The following is a 14,193-nucleotide window of genomic DNA, read 5'->3' on the forward strand; positions in this document are numbered from 1 at the left end:
CCAGTGGCGGCATCAGGGGGCGTCTGCAGGGCAGCATGAAGGGGCCGTGGTGAGGGTGATGACACCCGGCCCGGGCAGCGGACCCGTGGGCCAGGGGATCTGCTCCTGTCGTCCGGCGTGGCGCACGACGGCTCCTTCGGAAGTGAGGGCATGCAGGTGGACGTCGTCCAGGATCGGCTCGCCGAGTGCCACGACGCGCTGGCCCTCGGGGGTCTCCATCACGAGTATCGTGTCGCTCTCCTCGCGGCCGCGTAGCGTGCCGACGATGGAGAGAGGCAGTCGGGCCGCGGCCGGGGCGTCGCCAGGCGGTGAGGCAGGGAGATGCCAGTTCGCCGTCGGCAGCGGGGGCAGGGCATCCGCCGGCAGCTGCGTGCCGGTGACCGGTGGCGGGGCGGGTGCCAGGAGGCGCATGGCGATCCGGGCCGACAGCCCGAGCAGCAGGGCGATCACCAGCCAGCGGCCGAGCCACGGCGAGCGGATCAGCGCGCGGCTCATCCCCGCCGCCCCTCCGGATGCCATCCCGGATGGCCATCGACGAAGCGCAGGGTGGGCCCCGGCAGGGCGGGCAGCGACCACGCCTCGGGCTGGTCGGCCAGGAAGGCTTCCATGACCTGCCACAGCGAATCCCCGCCTGCGGCCTCGGGGCGGTGGCTCCAGGTGGCGAGCCGATTCCCCGTGACCCGCGCCAGGTCGATGCGCCGGCCGGTATCGGAGGTGTAGCGGCAGGTCCACTCCACGCCCTTCAGGCGTGGCAGGTCGAGGGCGTCATCGAGCAGCAGCGGCGTGCCGAAGCAGTGGTCGGCGGCGCGCTCCAGCAGGGCGTGGAGGTCGCCCTGGTCGGTCGATAGCTCGACGATCCGTGCCTCATGGCTGCCGGTCAGCGTGATCAGGTGGTCCCGGGTGATGGGCGACCCCGGGGGCAGCACCACGTCATGTCGCCAACCCGGTGACAGCGCGACCTCCGCCCCGGTGTGTCGCTGCATGGCGTCGAGCAGCAGGCCATCCCAGCTTCCCCCCACCGTGTCGCGTCGCCATAGCCATGCCGGTGCACTGGCGAGAGGGGCATCCAGCCATCCTGCATAGGGGGTCCTGGCGCGATCCAGCACTGGCTGAAGGCGAGCGGCCTGTTGCCGGGTGGCGGCATCGATGCTGTCGGGAGCGATGGGGTGGAAGCGCGCGGCGATCTCCCAGCGCTGGCTGCCACCGCGGCAGGTGATCTGGAAGATGCCGCTGCCACGACAGCCCGGCAGGCATACCGGCAGGGGGCGGCCGCTGGCCTGGCGAACCTCGATCAGGCTCGGCCAGAAATCCTGCCCCCGGGCGCAGAGCAGCAGGTCGGCATCCTCGAGGCGTTCGGCCAGCCAGAGGCCGGGGCCGGTGCCGGTATCGGCGAGCAGCACCACCAGATCCGCCTGCTGGCGGGCCTCCGCGGCCCGCTGTCTCACCTCGTCGAACCAGGTGTCGAGCGTCCGCCGTTCATCGAAGGCGTGGGGGTCGGTCACGCCGACGACGGCAATCCGGGCGCCACCCCGGTCGAAGAGAGCCAGTGGCTTGATGATGCTGCCCGGGTTGCGCTCGCCGTCGAGGGTTCCCAGGACCTGCCCGGGGAAATCGCGGTAGAGGCCAGCCGCCCGGGTGGGCCAGAGGAGTCGCTCGTCACTGCTGACACGCGCCTCGGCGCCCATCAGCTGACTGGCCGCCAGGCCGGCAGCTCCTCGGGTGAGGTGGCAGAGCCCGCTGCCGTTCCAGCACTGCCCGTTCTCCAGGGTCAGGGTCCGCGCCTCGCCCAGCGACGCCCGCAAGGTGGCCAGGCGGGCTGCCATCAGGGCCAGCCCGCCGACCGGCGGCTCCTCGCCTGACGCCGCGCCGGTCACCAGCCTGCGCACGGCCGGCTCCAGCGGGCCAGCGACGGTGTTCGCCGACGCTGACGTCAGCCAGGGCGGGTGCCCCGGGTAGCCGGCCGGGCCCAGGTGCGTGGCGCGCCTGATCGCCGGGGAGGGGGATCGCGCATCCAGGGTGTCGGCGAAGTAGAGCAGGTCGACACTGGCAGTGGCGGGAGGACGCGGGGAGGAGGGGGCGGTGGAGGGCGTGATGGCGCACCCGCCCAGCAGCGCCAGCATGCCGGAACCCGAGGCCGAGAGCAGGGAGCGTCGGGAGAGAGCGGGACCCGGGCAGGGGCGGGACTCGTCGGGGGCGGATCTGCGCTTGGGCATCATGTGGCGACTGGCCTGGCTGGTGGGTCCATGGAGGCTGTACAGGCACCTGCGTCGCCCGTCATGAAGCCGGCGGGGAGCGCCAGGGTGGCCTTGAGGAGCGCATGATAGTGAATGAATCATGACGGTAGTGTGACGGCGATGTCTGCCGATAGAGGTGGTCTTGGCCGGTCACTTTCCGTCTTTTTTTGTTAACCGCCCTGTCACTATTCCCCGCTAGCTTGCATGGGCACCAGGACGCAAGTCGGGTGCCAAGATTCTGGTCCATTGCATGTGAGGAGGGGAAAATGAGCAAGGCGATCGAAGATCATCGGATTCACAACAACAGCGGCAATGAGCCGTTCGCGTCGATTCTCGACAAGCATGTCACCCGGCGCGGGATCATGCGCGGAAGCCTCGGGCTGGCCGCCATGTCGGTGATGGGGTTCGGGATGTCCGGCGGTGCACTGGCGGCCCCCGACGCGCGGACGGGAATGCGCGGGGCGGCCGCGCCGGGAAGCAAGAAGCCGCTGACGCTGGCCTTCGAGTCCATTCTGGGTTCGAAGACGGATGCCGTGGTGGTGCCGGAGGGCTACAAGGCCCAGGTGTTGATTCCCTGGGGTGAGCGCCTCAACAGCAGCGTGGTGGAGTGGAGCGAAGGGCTGGAGATGACGCCGGAGATCCAGGCGAACTCTCTGGGGATGAACCATGACGGGATGTACCATTTTCCCCTGAATCCGGGCAGCGAATCCCGGGAATTTCTGCTCGCTATCAACCATGAGTATATCGAGCAGTCCGCCCTGTGGGCCCCGCAGGGTGGCCCGACCAATGCCCGTTCCGGCAACCGTCCCGCCGACGAGGTTCGCACCGAAATCAATGCCCATGGCGTGGCCGTGGTGCATGTGAAGAAGCAGGAAGATGGCACCTGGTCGACCGTGCTCGACTCCCGCTACAACCGTCGCTACACCAATGCGACCGAGATGGAGCTGGCGGGCCCGGTGGCCGGCAGCGACTACGCCAAGACCCGGTTCTCTCCCGACGGTCGCCTGGCGCGCGGTACCACCAACAACTGCGGCAACGGCTATACCCCCTGGGGTACCTACCTGGCCTGTGAGGAGAACTGGCCGGGTTACTTCGTGCGCAACAGCGACCGGCAGCTGGACGACGATCGCCTGGGGGTCTCCACCGGTCGTGGTCGCTACGGCTGGGAAACCGCCGCGGGTGACCCCTCCGAGCAGGACGACGAGTTCGCTCGCTTCGACACCACGCCCTACGCCGCCGACGCCACCGGTGACTACCGCAACGAGGCACGCGCCTACGGCTACCAGGTCGAGATCGACCCCTACACGGGCCGGCGCGCCGTCAAGCGTACCGCCATGGGCCGCTTCCGCCACGAGGGTTGCTGGCCGGGCAAGCTGGAGCCGGGCAAGCCGGTGGTCTTCTACTCCGGCCATGATGCCCGCAACGAGTACATCTACAAGTACGTCTCCCGGGCCGCCTGGAGCCCGGCGGATGCCAACCGGCCGGGTGCCAACATCGACCGCCTGGCGATCGGTGCCAAGTACCTGGATGACGGCATCCTCCATGTGGCGCGGTTCGACGAGGATGGCCGTGGCGAGTGGCTGCCGCTCACCCCGGATGCCATCACCAGGGACGGCCGTCGCCTCCACGAGGCCCTGGGACTGGCCGCCGATGACCAGGCGGGCATCATCATCCATACCTGTGATGCCGCCGACCTGATGGGCGGGACGCCCATGGATCGCCCCGAGTGGGGGGCCGTGGACCCGACATCGGGTGACGTCTACATGACGATGACCAACAACACCCAGCGCACCGCCGAGGGCACCGCGCCGACCTATACCAACGGCGGCAGCGACGTCGACGAACTGGGGGTAGGCTTCCGCACGGCGCCGGTGAATGGCCCCAACCCCCGCGAGTCCAACCGCGCCGGCCAGGTGATTCGCTGGCGCGAGGGGGCCGACGGGGTCCACTTCGACTGGGAGGTGTTCGTCTTCGGTGCCGCGGCGTCGGATACCGACAACCTCTCCGGCCTGACCGAACTGAACCAGTTCGCCAGCCCCGATGGCCTGTGGTTCGACGATCGCGGCAACGGTGATGGCATCCTGTGGATCCAGACCGACAATGGCTACTCCAACGTCACCAGCTACACCAACGATCAGGTGCTGGCGGTGGTGCCTGCCGCGCTGGAGCGTGGCGACGGCGATACCGCCGTGGTGAACGCCAGCAACCAGCAGCAGCTGAAGCGCTTCGCGGTGGGTCCCAACGGCTGCGAGGTGACCGGTATCTTCGCCACGCCGGACAAGACTGCGCTGTTCATCAATATCCAGCACCCGGGCAACTGGCCGGCCGCCGTGGATGCTTCCCGGGAAACCGAGGGCAGCGTGCGTCCCCGGGCTGCCACGGTGGTGATCCAGCGGGAAGATGGCGGGCCGATCGCCGTCTGACGCTCCCTGCCGGACCCGTTACCGCCACACGAGGGCCCTCCTGCAGGGCCCTCGCTTCGTCATGGTGTCGCGGTGGGAAGCGGGTGCAGGACGCCCGCCGCCGCGGCGGTGGAGGTGCAAGAGAGGGCGTCAGGCCCGAGCGGCGTAGGCGTAGAGCAGCGTCTCCTGGGCGCTGATCGGCGCGGCGTCCCCGGGGGTCTGCTTGACGTAGGTGCCGTCCGCCTGGAGGCGCCAGCTCTGGCAGTTGTCCACCAGGTAGGTCTCCAGGTCCTTGCGCACCCGGGCGGCCAGCTTGCGGTCGCGCAGCGGGAAGCAGGTCTCGACCCGGTGGAACATGTTGCGGGACATGAAGTCGGCGCTGGAGCCCCACACCTCGGGCTTGCCGTTGTTATGGAAGTAGAAGACCCGGGTGTGCTCCAGGAAGCGGCCGATGATCGAGCGCACGCGGATGGTCTCCGAGACCCCCGGCACGCCGGGCCGCAGGCAGCACATGCCGCGGATGATCAGGTCGCACTCCACGCCGGCGCGCGAGGCGCGGTAGAGGGCCTGGATCAGCTTGGGCTCGGTCAGCGAGTTGCACTTGATGATCAGGTGGGCGCGGCGCCCGCGGCGAGCATGCTCCGCCTCGCGGTCGATCATCGCCACCAGCCGCTCGTGGAGCGTGAAGGGGGCGTGCAGCAGGGTCTCGATGTGCCGGGCGCGGCCCATCCCCGACAGCTGCTGGAACACCTGGTGGACGTCCTCGCAGAGCACCTCGTCGGCGGTGAGCAGGCTGTAGTCGGTGTAGAGCTTGGCCGTCCGGGAGTGGTAGTTGCCGGTGCCCAGGTGGGCGTAGTGGCTAAGCCGCCCCCTCTCGCGGCGCACGATGTGCACCATCTTGGCGTGGGTCTTGTAGGCCATCACCCCGTAGATGACGATGGCTCCGGCCTCCTGCAGGCGCGAGGCCAGCGCCAGGTTGTCGGCCTCGTCGAAGCGCGCGCGCAGCTCGATGACCACCGTCACCTCCTTGCCGCCGCGCGCCGCCTCCACCAGCGAGTTGACGATCGGCGAGTCGGCCCCGGTGCGGTAGAGGGTCTGCTTGATGGCCAGCACCGAGGGGTCGCGGGCCGCCTCGGCGAGCAGCTCCTCCACCGGGGCGAAGGACTGGAAGGGGTGGTGCAGCAGGATGTCGCCGGCGGCGATGGCATCGAACAGGCTGCCGCCCTTCTTCAGGTTCTTCGGCAGCCCCGGGGTGAAGGGGCGATAGACGAGGTCCGGGCGTTCCACCTCGGCGATCAGCGACATCATCCTCGTCAGGTTGACCGGCCCGTTGACCCGGTAGAGGTCCTCCTGTCCCAGGGCGAACTCCCTGAGCAGGAAGCCGGCCAGCTCGTCGGGGCAGGTATCGACCACCTCCAGGCGCACGCCGCTGCCGTAGCGGCGGGCCAGCAGTTCACCGCGCAGCGCCGAGGCCAGGTCGGAGACCTCCTCAGGGTCGACGGTCATGTCCGCGTTGCGGGTCAGCCGGAACTGGTAGCAGCCGCGCACCGTCATCCCCGGGAAGAGCTCCTCGGCGTGGGCGTGGATCATCGAGGAGAGGAACACCGCCTCCCTGAAGCCCGCCTCGCACAGCTCGGGGGGCAGGCTGATCACCCGGGGCAGCGAGCGCGGCGCCGGCAGGATGGCCAGCCCCCCCTCGCGGCCGAAGGCGTCCTTGCCCTCGAGCTGGACGATGAAGTTGAGGCTCTTGTTGACCAGCCGCGGGAAGGGGTGGGAGGGGTCCAGCCCGATGGGGCTGATCACCGGCATGATCTCGTCATCGAAGTACTCGTGCACCCAGTCGCGCTGGGCGTCGGTCCACTCGCTGCGGCGCCGGAAGCGCAGCCCCTTCTCCTTCAGGGCCGGCAGCAGGATCTCGTTGAGGATGCGGTACTGGCGCTCGATCTGCTCGTGGGCGATCTGCGAGATCTCGCCGAGCACCGAGCTCGGCGAGCGGCCGTCGAAGCCGGTGGCATCGTCCCCCAGGGCCACCCGGTGCTTGAGGCCGGCCACCCGGATCTCGAAGAACTCGTCCAGGTTGGAGGAGAAGATCAGCAGGAACATCAGCCGGTCGAGCAGCGGATGGGCCTCGTCCAGGGCCTGTTCCAGCACCCGGATGTTGAACTGCAAGTGCGAGAGCTCGCGGTTGAAGTAGAGCGACGGGTCGCTCAGGTCGGCCTCGGCCTCGGGCAGGGCCTTGGGCTTGATGCCGGTGCGCGTCTGGTTGAGGCGCGGTGCGGGGAGCTCGGCCGGCGTCTCCTCCCCCCGGGCGGCCGGCCCGCTGTCGGCCGGGGCGGGGGAGGTGGGGTCCGAAGGGGGGCGGGGACTGCGGTCTTCCATGGTCACACTCTCGATGGCAGGAGGCTCGACGGGATGCAGGAAAGGCGCGCAGTCCCGTTCGTCACTTCGCGAGCAGCCGGGCGGCCCGCTTGGCAAAGTAGGTCAGCACGCCATCGGCACCGGCGCGCTTGAAGCAGAGCAGCGACTCGAGGATCACGCTGTCGGCCTCCAGCCAGCCGTTCTCGAAGGCCGCCATGTGCATGGCGTACTCGCCGCTGACCTGATAGGCGTAGGTGGGCACCCGGAGCTCGTCCTTCACCCGGCGCACCACGTCGAGGTAGGGCATGCCCGGCTTGATCATCACCATGTCGGCGCCCTCGGCCAGGTCCAGTGCCACCTCGTGCAGCGCCTCGTCGCCGTTGGCCGGGTCCATCTGGTAGGTGCGCTTGTCCGCCTTGCCCAGGTTGGCGGCAGAGCCCACGGCATCGCGGAACGGGCCGTAGTAGCGCGAGGCATACTTGGCGCTATAGGCCATGATGCGGGTGTTGACCAGGTGCTCCTGCTCCAGCACCCGGCGGATCTCGCCGATGCGGCCATCCATCATGTCCGAGGGGGCCACCACGTCGGCGCCGGCCTCGGCGTGGGAGAGCGCCTGCTTGAGCAGGGTCTCCACGGTGCGGTCGTTGAGCACGTAGCCCTGCGCGTCGATGATCCCGTCCTGGCCGTGGCTGGTGTAGGGGTCCAGCGCCACGTCGGTGATGATGCCGAGCTCGGGCAGGGCCTCCTTGAGGGCCCGCACGCTGCGCTGGACGAGTCCCGAGGCGCTGTAGGCCTCCTCGGCCAGCTCGCTCTTCAGCGAGGCGTCGACCACCGGGAACAGGGCCAGGGCGGGGATGCCCAGCGCGACGGCCTCGCGGGCCTCCTCGATCAGCAGGTCCAGCGACAGCCGTTCGACGCCGGGCATCGAGGGCACGGCCTCGCGCTGTCCCTCGCCCTCCAGCACGAACACCGGCCAGATGAGGTCGGCCGGGGTCAGGGTGTTCTCCTGCATCAGGCGGCGCGAGAAGTCGTCGCGACGCATGCGACGCAGGCGGGTCGCGGGAAACTGGCGTGTGGTCATGAAGCTCAAGGGTTCTCTCCAGCGGTGGACGCCGCCACGGGGGGCAGTGTGGCGGCCGATGATGACAGACGCATGACAGCGGCACTCGGCTGACTCCGAGTATATCAGCGCCTCCGTGCGCCGAAAGTCTCGCCTTGTCGCACCCGGGCGATGGCTCTAGAGTGATGGGTTCGATCAGTGGTCCTGCCCGGCGGCAGGCGGATACCTTCAAGGAGACAGGCATGAGCAAACAGGTGGCGGTCATCCTCTCGGGCTGTGGCGTCTATGATGGCTCCGAGATCTACGAGACCACCCTGACCCTGCTGCGGCTGGACCAGCTCGGCATCGGCTATCGCTGCTTCGCCCCGGACATCGACCAGCACCATGTCATCGACCATCGCAGCGGCGAGGTGGCCGAGGGCGAGGCCCGCAACGTGCTCACCGAGTCCGCCCGCCTGGCCCGCGGGGAGATCTCGACCCTGACCGAGCTCGCGGCCGACGACTTCGATGCGGTGATCCTGCCCGGCGGCTTCGGCGCCGCCAAGAACCTCTCGAACTTCGCCGAGGCCGGCGCCGACATGCGGGTGCACGAACCCCTGGCCGAGGTGCTCAAGGGGTTCCGCGAGCAGCGCAAGCCCATCGGCCTGATGTGCATCGCGCCGGTGATGGTGCCGCGCCTGCTCGGCGACGGCATCGCGGTGACCGTCGGCCACGACCCGGGGGTCTCCGGCGCCATCAGCGCCATGGGGGGGCTGCATCGCAGCTGTGGCGTGGAGGAGATCGTGGTGGACTTCGAGAATCGCGTGGTGACCACCCCCGCCTACATGCTGGCGACCCGTATCAGCGAGGCCGCCACCGGCATCTTCAAGCTGGTCGACCGCATCGACGAGCTGATGGATCTGTAAGCGCCAGGCCCTACGGGCAGCGCCGAGCTGCTCAGCAACGGACGGTGCGTGTTGAGGCAGATAGCGAGAGCCCCCGTCGGGTGAAACCTGCCGGGGGCTCTGGTGTTTACGGTGGGAGGCCGGCTTTGCCGGGCGAACAGCGGTGTTGCTCACGTCGGCAGGTTCCGCCGAGGAGTCCTTCGGCCTCCATTCGCCTGGCAGAGCCAGCCTCCTACAGTATCTTGCGGTGCTCGGCGCTACTCTTCCTCCTCCTCGCGCTGCTGCTTCTTGCGGCGTGCCAGGCGACCGAACAGCAGGCCCACCTCGTAGAGCAGGTACATGGGCACGGCCAGCAGGCTCTGGGAGATCACGTCCGGCGGGGTGAGCAGCATGCCCACCACGAAGCAGCCGAGGATGATGTAGGGCCGCTTCTTCGACAGGCTCTCCACGGTGGTGGCGCCCGAGGCGATCAGCAGGAAGGTGGCGATAGGGATCTCGAAGGCCACGCCGAAGGCGAAGAACAGCTTGAGGACGAAGTTCAGGTAGGCGTTGATGTCGGTCATCACCGCAACGTTCTCGGGCCCGGTCTGGGTGAAGAACTGGAACAGCAGCGGGAAGACCACGTAGTAGGCGAAGGCGGCCCCGGCGTAGAAGAGCATCACGCTGGAGGCCAGTATCGGCAGTGCCAGCGCCTTCTCGTTGTCGTAGAGGCCCGGGGCGACGAAGGCCCAGGCCTGATGCAGCACGTAGGGCACGGCGATGAAGACCGCCACCACCAGGGTCAGCTTGAAGGGGGCCAGGAACGGCGAGGCCACCTCGGTGGCGATCATCTGGGAGCCTTCCGGCAGCAGCGCCATCAGCGGCTGGGCCACGAAGGTATAGATGTCGTTGGCGAAGGCATAGAGGCCGAGGAAGATCACCAGGATCGCTACCACGGCTCTCAGCAGTCGCGAGCGCAGTTCGATCAGGTGTTCTATCAGCGGGGCCTGGGGCTGTTCCGGGGCGTCACCGGTCTTGCTCATCGTGAGGAGGCGTCCTTGTCGGCAACGGAGGGCTCGGGGCCTTCATCGGCCCCCTGGTCCAGTCGAGCCCGGGCGAGGGCGTCGTCCAGGCGCTGCTCGGGCGGTGCGCTCTCCCGGGGGGCGGCCTCCTGGCGCGCGGCATCGCCGTCACCCGCCCGGAAGGTGCCGCGGGCGCTGTCGCCCGGCGAGTCATCCTCGGCGATGCTCTCCACCCCGCGCTTGACCTGGCGGACGCTCTCGTCGAGCTTCTGCTGCTGCTCGTTGAGCTTCTGGCGCAGCTCCTCGGCCTCCAGCTGGGCGCTGATCTCGCGCTGCATGCCGGAGACGCTGCGCTTGATCTTGCCGATCCACAGCCCGAGGGTGCGCGCCGCCTTGGGCAGCCGCTCGGGGCCGAGCACCAGCAGGCCGACCACGCCGATGAACAGCAGTTCTAGGAAGCCGATGTCGAACATGGTGGCTTACTTGCGCTCTTCCTGTTCCTCGGGTTTCCGCTCGGCCTGGACGTCGTAGGTGTTGGTCTCGTCCTCGTGGCTGACGCGGGCCTGGGGCTCCTCAGTCTTCTCCTCGCCCTTCTCCTCCTCGTTCATGGCCTTCTTGAAGCCCTTCACGGCGCCGCCCAGGTCAGTGCCGACGTTGCGCAGCTTCTTGGTGCCGAAGATCAGGATGATGATGCCGAGTACGATCAGCAGCTGCCAGATACTGATACCACCTAACATGTGTGCTTCCTCTGATTGGGGTTCCGGCGCATCCGGAACGGCCAGTGATCTTGTGGGGTGATCTATTGCGGCCTCGCGGCCTTCTCGTCGTGTCCCGAGACGCCGAAGCGGCGCGCCAGCTCGTCGAGCACGTCGCGATGGTCGAGGTCGAGATGTGACAGCATCACCAGGCTATGAAACCACAGGTCTGCCGTTTCGGCGATCAACGCTTGCCGCTCGGCCTCTCCCCCGTGCTCGGCGTCCTTGGCCGCCAGCAGGGTCTCGGTGGCTTCCTCGCCCACCTTCTCGAGTATCTTGTTCAGGCCCTTGTGATGCAAGGCGGCCACGTAGGATTCCTGCGGTGCCGCCTGGCGGCGTTGATCCAGGACAGCTTGCAGACGGTCGAGAATATCGCTCATGGATGAAGGTTCCGTTGCAGTGGGGCGTGGGGCTCGGCATCAGTGCCAGGCCAGCAGCAGCAGGCCGAGGGCGGCGGCGACCAGTACCGGCCATGGCTGTCCGCCGGCCCACCCGGCCAGCGGCTGCCAGGCGACGGCCAGGGCCACCAGCAGCAGCCCCAGGCGCAGCCGACGGCTGCGGCGGCCCTGGCGTGTCAGCTGCTGGTGAATGCCGGCGACGGCCGCGCTCTGGCGACGCTGCTGGCGCTGGTCCTGCTCGGCCTGGGCGAGGGCCCGGTGGGCCAGCGCCGGCAGTTCGGGGAGCTGGCGCGAGAGCTCCGGGGCCTGGCGCTTCAGGGATTCCCAGAAGCCCAGGGCGCCGGCCCGCTCCTTCATCCAGCGCTCCAGGAAGGGCTTGGCGGTCTTCCACAGGTCGAGGTCCGGATAGAGCTGGCGGCCCAGCCCCTCGATGTTGAGCAGGGTCTTCTGCAGCAGCACCAGCTGGGGCTGCACCTCCATGTCGAAGCGCCGCGCCGTCTGGAACAGGCCCAGCAGCACCTGGCCGAAGGAGATGTCCTTGAGGGGCTTCTCGAGGATCGGCTCGCACACCGTGCGGATCGCCGCGGCGAACTCGTTGGCCCGGGTATGCTCGCCGACCCAGCCCGACTCGATGTGCAGGGCCGCCACCTCGTAGTAGTCCTGGTGGAAGAAGGCCAGCAGGTTACGGGCCAGGTAGTCCTGGTCCTCGCGGGTCAGGCTGCCGACGATGCCGCAGTCGATGGCGATGTACTGGGGGTCGTGGGGGTGCTCCCGGGCGACGAAGATGTTGCCGGGGTGCATGTCGGCATGGAAGAAGTTGTCCCGGAACACCTGGGTGAAGAAGATCTCCACGCCGCGCTCGGCGAGCTTCTTCAGGTCGGTGCCCTGGGCCTGCAGGGCCGCCACGTCGGCCACCGGCACGCCGTAGATGCGCTCCTGGACCATGACCCGCTGGCGGGTCAGTTCCCAGTGGATGGCCGGCACGTAGAGCAGCGGCGAATCCTTGAAGTTGCGCTTGAGCTGGGAGGTGTTGGCGGCCTCCTTGTGCAGGTCGAGCTCGTCGAACAGCGTCGCCTCGTAGTCGCGCACCACCTCCACCGGGCGCAGCCGCCGCGTTTCGGGCACCAGCGTCAGGATGCGGGCGAAGCGGTACATCAGCGCCATGTCCTGGCGCATCACCCGCTCGATGCCGGGGCGGATGATCTTGACCACCACCTCCTCGCCGGTATGCAGCCGGGCGCCGTGCACCTGGGCGATGGAAGCCGAGGCGAGCGGATCGGCGTCGAAGCGGGCGAAGGCCAGCGCCACCGGCACGCCGAGCTCCGACTCGACCACGGCGCGGGCCTCGGGGCCGGGGAAGGGCGGCACCTGGTCCTGGAGCCGCTTGAGCTCGTCGGCGATGTCCTCGGGCAGCAGGTCGCGGCGGGTGGAGAGCACCTGGCCGAACTTGACGAAGATCGGGCCCAGGGCCTCCAGCGCCAGGCGCAGCCGTGCCCCGCGGGAACGCTCGCCGATCGGCACCAGGCGCAGCGGCGAGAGTCGGAACAGCGTCCGCAGCGCCCAGGGGAGCCGCTCCAGCGGCAGCAGGGTGTCGAGCCGGAAGCGGGTGATCACCCAGACGATGCGCAGCAGCCGCAGCAGCATCATCATGGTGCCACCCTCGCGTCCCGCTGCGCCGCCAGGTGGCGGTGCAGCCGGGCCAGGCGCGCCTCGAGACGGTCGGCGGCCACCTCCAGCTCGGTGAGGTGGTCACGCAGTACCTCGAGCTGGTGGCGTCCCGGGAGCAGGCGGGCCTCCTCGAAGAGATATTCGGAGAGATCGGCACAGAACTCGTCGCGGGTGCGCAGCCCGAAGCGGCCCAGGCGACGCAGTCCCTCGGCCAGGCTGTGGGCGGGGAGGTCGCCCAGCCAGCGGGCCAGTTCGCCTTCCCAGTCCAGGTCGAGGTCGAGCAGCAGGTCGCGGGTCTGCTCCAGCAGGTGGATCCGGCCGCGCACCGCCAGGCGGCCCTGGAACATCAGCCGCTCCAGGTCGGCGCCGCCGAGCAGGGCGCCGGCGGTCTCGGCGTCCAGTTCCACCACGGCATCGAAGGCCTCCTCCGCCAGGTCATCGGGACGCAGCAGGTCGAGGCCGCGGGGGTGGAAGTGGACGGCCAGGGCCAGCTCGGGCCGCTCGAGGCGCAGCAGGAGTCGGTGCCCGGCGAGCCGCGCCAGCCGTGCCGGCGCCGCGGGGTCCCGGGCGAGCAGGGTGTTCAGGGTGCGCTCGAGGCCAGCCAGCAACAACATTACAACTTGATGCCGCGGTGCAGGGCGACGATGCCCCCGGTGAGGTTGGTGTACTCCACGCGCTCCAGGCCGGCGGCTTCCATCATCCCCTTGAGGGTCTCCTGGTCGGGGTGCATGCGGATCGACTCCGCCAGGTAGCGGTAGCTGTCGGCATCGTTGGCCACCACTTGGCCGATCCTCGGCAGCAGCCGGAATGAGTATTCGTCATAGACCTTCGAGAGCAGGGCGCTGGGCGGCTTCGAGAACTCCAGCACCAGCAGGCGTCCGCCGGGCTTGAGCACCCGGGCCATGGAGCGCAGGGCGGCGTCCTTGTCGGTGACGTTGCGCAGGCCGAAGGCGATGGTGATGCAGTCGAAGGTGTTGTCCGGGAAGGGCAGGCACTCGGCGTTGGCCTGGACATACTCGACGTTGCCGCCGACGCCGCGGTCGAGGAGCTTGTCGCGGCCCACGCGCAGCATCGACTCGTTGATGTCGGCCAGCACCACGCGCCCGCGGTGACCCACCAGGCGCGAGAACTTCAGGGTCAGGTCGCCGGTGCCGCCGGCGATGTCGAGCACGCTGTGCCCGGGGCGCACCCCGGCGCGCTCGATGGTCAGGCGCTTCCACAGGCGGTGGATACCCATCGACATCAGGTCGTTCATGACGTCGTAGCGGGCCGCCACGGAGTGGAAGACGTCGGCCACTCGGGAGGCCTTCTCCTCGACGGGGACTTCCTGGTAGCCGAAGTGGGTCGTCTGCTGGTCCCTGGAGCTGGGGTTGGCGCTCATGCGATGGGGCTCCCGAATCGCTGCATGGGCGAGGCCGCTGCCTCGGATGGGC

Annotated in this window: 13 protein-coding genes; 2 read left to right on the forward strand and 11 right to left on the reverse strand. The window is 68.9% G+C overall.

Annotation, left to right across the window (positions count from 1 at the left end; translation table 11 throughout):
• Positions 1-12: 12 nt before the first annotated feature.
• Together BDK63_RS07465 and BDK63_RS07470 are read right to left on the reverse strand one after the other, a co-directional pair.
• Positions 13-495, reverse strand: a complete 483-nt coding sequence (locus tag BDK63_RS07465; RefSeq protein WP_183330743.1) for a hypothetical protein — start codon at positions 493-495, stop codon at positions 13-15.
• Positions 492-2,213, reverse strand: a complete 1,722-nt coding sequence (locus BDK63_RS07470) for a bifunctional UDP-sugar hydrolase/5'-nucleotidase (RefSeq protein WP_183330744.1) — start codon at positions 2,211-2,213, stop codon at positions 492-494. The genes BDK63_RS07465 and BDK63_RS07470 overlap by 4 nt, the downstream gene beginning before the upstream one ends.
• 287 nt (positions 2,214-2,500) lie before the next feature.
• Between BDK63_RS07470 and BDK63_RS07475 the strand changes: the two genes are divergently transcribed.
• The gene (locus BDK63_RS07475) at positions 2,501-4,657 is read left to right on the forward strand and encodes a PhoX family protein (protein WP_183330745.1); all 2,157 of its coding nucleotides are present in this window, start codon (positions 2,501-2,503) and stop codon (positions 4,655-4,657) included.
• Between the two features lie 129 nt (positions 4,658-4,786).
• Here the strand turns inward: BDK63_RS07475 and ppk1 are convergent, their stop codons facing one another.
• A complete protein-coding gene (ppk1, locus tag BDK63_RS07480) occupies positions 4,787-7,015 on the reverse strand; it encodes a polyphosphate kinase 1 (RefSeq protein ID WP_183330746.1) in 2,229 nt (742 codons plus the stop codon).
• 61 nt (positions 7,016-7,076) lie between these two features.
• Positions 7,077-8,075 (reverse strand): porphobilinogen synthase, encoded by a 999-nt coding sequence (gene hemB, locus BDK63_RS07485; protein ID WP_425485947.1) that lies wholly within the window; start codon positions 8,073-8,075, stop codon positions 7,077-7,079.
• 221 nt (positions 8,076-8,296) lie between these two features.
• Here hemB and elbB point away from each other — a divergent pair, with 221 nt between their 5' ends.
• Positions 8,297-8,959 (forward strand): isoprenoid biosynthesis glyoxalase ElbB, encoded by a 663-nt coding sequence (gene elbB, locus BDK63_RS07490; RefSeq protein ID WP_183330748.1) that lies wholly within the window; start codon positions 8,297-8,299, stop codon positions 8,957-8,959.
• 236 nt (positions 8,960-9,195) lie between these two features.
• Here the strand turns inward: elbB and tatC are convergent, their stop codons facing one another.
• The 7 genes from tatC to ubiE all read right to left on the reverse strand — a co-directional run bounded on the left by tatC (position 9,196) and on the right by ubiE (position 14,141).
• Positions 9,196-9,960: a twin-arginine translocase subunit TatC gene (tatC, locus tag BDK63_RS07495; protein ID WP_183330749.1), complete on the reverse strand. Its 765-nt coding sequence runs from the start codon at positions 9,958-9,960 to the stop codon at positions 9,196-9,198.
• Positions 9,957-10,412 carry a Sec-independent protein translocase protein TatB gene (tatB, locus tag BDK63_RS07500; protein WP_183330750.1) on the reverse strand — a complete coding sequence of 152 codons (456 nt, stop codon included), beginning with the start codon at positions 10,410-10,412 and terminating at the stop codon, positions 9,957-9,959. Before tatB ends, tatC begins: the two co-directional genes overlap by 4 nt.
• Positions 10,413-10,418: 6 nt before the next feature.
• Positions 10,419-10,676: a Sec-independent protein translocase subunit TatA gene (gene tatA, locus BDK63_RS07505; protein ID WP_183330751.1), complete on the reverse strand. Its 258-nt coding sequence runs from the start codon at positions 10,674-10,676 to the stop codon at positions 10,419-10,421.
• A gap of 62 nt (positions 10,677-10,738) precedes the next feature.
• Positions 10,739-11,074: a phosphoribosyl-ATP diphosphatase gene (locus BDK63_RS07510; protein WP_183330752.1), complete on the reverse strand. Its 336-nt coding sequence runs from the start codon at positions 11,072-11,074 to the stop codon at positions 10,739-10,741.
• 39 nt (positions 11,075-11,113) lie between these two features.
• Positions 11,114-12,736, reverse strand: coding sequence for a ubiquinone biosynthesis regulatory protein kinase UbiB (gene ubiB, locus BDK63_RS07515; protein WP_183330827.1), 1,623 nt, complete (start codon positions 12,734-12,736; stop codon positions 11,114-11,116).
• Between the two features lie 2 nt (positions 12,737-12,738).
• A complete protein-coding gene (locus BDK63_RS07520; protein WP_183330753.1) occupies positions 12,739-13,374 on the reverse strand; it encodes a ubiquinone biosynthesis accessory factor UbiJ in 636 nt (211 codons plus the stop codon).
• On the reverse strand, positions 13,374-14,141 hold the full coding sequence (gene ubiE / locus BDK63_RS07525; RefSeq protein WP_183330754.1) for a bifunctional demethylmenaquinone methyltransferase/2-methoxy-6-polyprenyl-1,4-benzoquinol methylase UbiE: 768 nt from the start codon (positions 14,139-14,141) through the stop codon (positions 13,374-13,376). Before ubiE ends, BDK63_RS07520 begins: the two co-directional genes overlap by 1 nt.
• Positions 14,142-14,193 lie beyond the last annotated feature (52 nt).

It is taken from the genome of Halomonas campaniensis (assembly GCF_014193375.1).
In the GTDB taxonomy this organism is placed as follows: domain Bacteria; phylum Pseudomonadota; class Gammaproteobacteria; order Pseudomonadales; family Halomonadaceae; genus Halomonas; species Halomonas campaniensis.

Coding starts and splice junctions, on each gene's coding strand:
- BDK63_RS07510 (WP_183330752.1), bottom strand. CDS start 11,074: ATGAGCGATATTCTCGACCGTCTGCAAGCTGTCCTGGATCAACGCCGC.
- BDK63_RS07465 (WP_183330743.1), bottom strand. CDS start 495: ATGAGCCGCGCGCTGATCCGCTCGCCGTGGCTCGGCCGCTGGCTGGTG.
- ubiB (WP_183330827.1), bottom strand. CDS start 12,736: ATGCTGCTGCGGCTGCTGCGCATCGTCTGGGTGATCACCCGCTTCCGG.
- tatA (WP_183330751.1), bottom strand. CDS start 10,676: ATGTTAGGTGGTATCAGTATCTGGCAGCTGCTGATCGTACTCGGCATC.
- hemB (WP_425485947.1), bottom strand. CDS start 8,075: ATGACCACACGCCAGTTTCCCGCGACCCGCCTGCGTCGCATGCGTCGC.
- BDK63_RS07520 (WP_183330753.1), bottom strand. CDS start 13,374: ATGTTGTTGCTGGCTGGCCTCGAGCGCACCCTGAACACCCTGCTCGCC.
- tatC (WP_183330749.1), bottom strand. CDS start 9,960: ATGAGCAAGACCGGTGACGCCCCGGAACAGCCCCAGGCCCCGCTGATA.
- BDK63_RS07470 (WP_183330744.1), bottom strand. CDS start 2,213: ATGCCCAAGCGCAGATCCGCCCCCGACGAGTCCCGCCCCTGCCCGGGT.
- ubiE (WP_183330754.1), bottom strand. CDS start 14,141: ATGAGCGCCAACCCCAGCTCCAGGGACCAGCAGACGACCCACTTCGGC.
- tatB (WP_183330750.1), bottom strand. CDS start 10,412: ATGTTCGACATCGGCTTCCTAGAACTGCTGTTCATCGGCGTGGTCGGC.
- BDK63_RS07475 (WP_183330745.1), top strand. CDS start 2,501: ATGAGCAAGGCGATCGAAGATCATCGGATTCACAACAACAGCGGCAAT.
- ppk1 (WP_183330746.1), bottom strand. CDS start 7,015: ATGGAAGACCGCAGTCCCCGCCCCCCTTCGGACCCCACCTCCCCCGCC.
- elbB (WP_183330748.1), top strand. CDS start 8,297: ATGAGCAAACAGGTGGCGGTCATCCTCTCGGGCTGTGGCGTCTATGAT.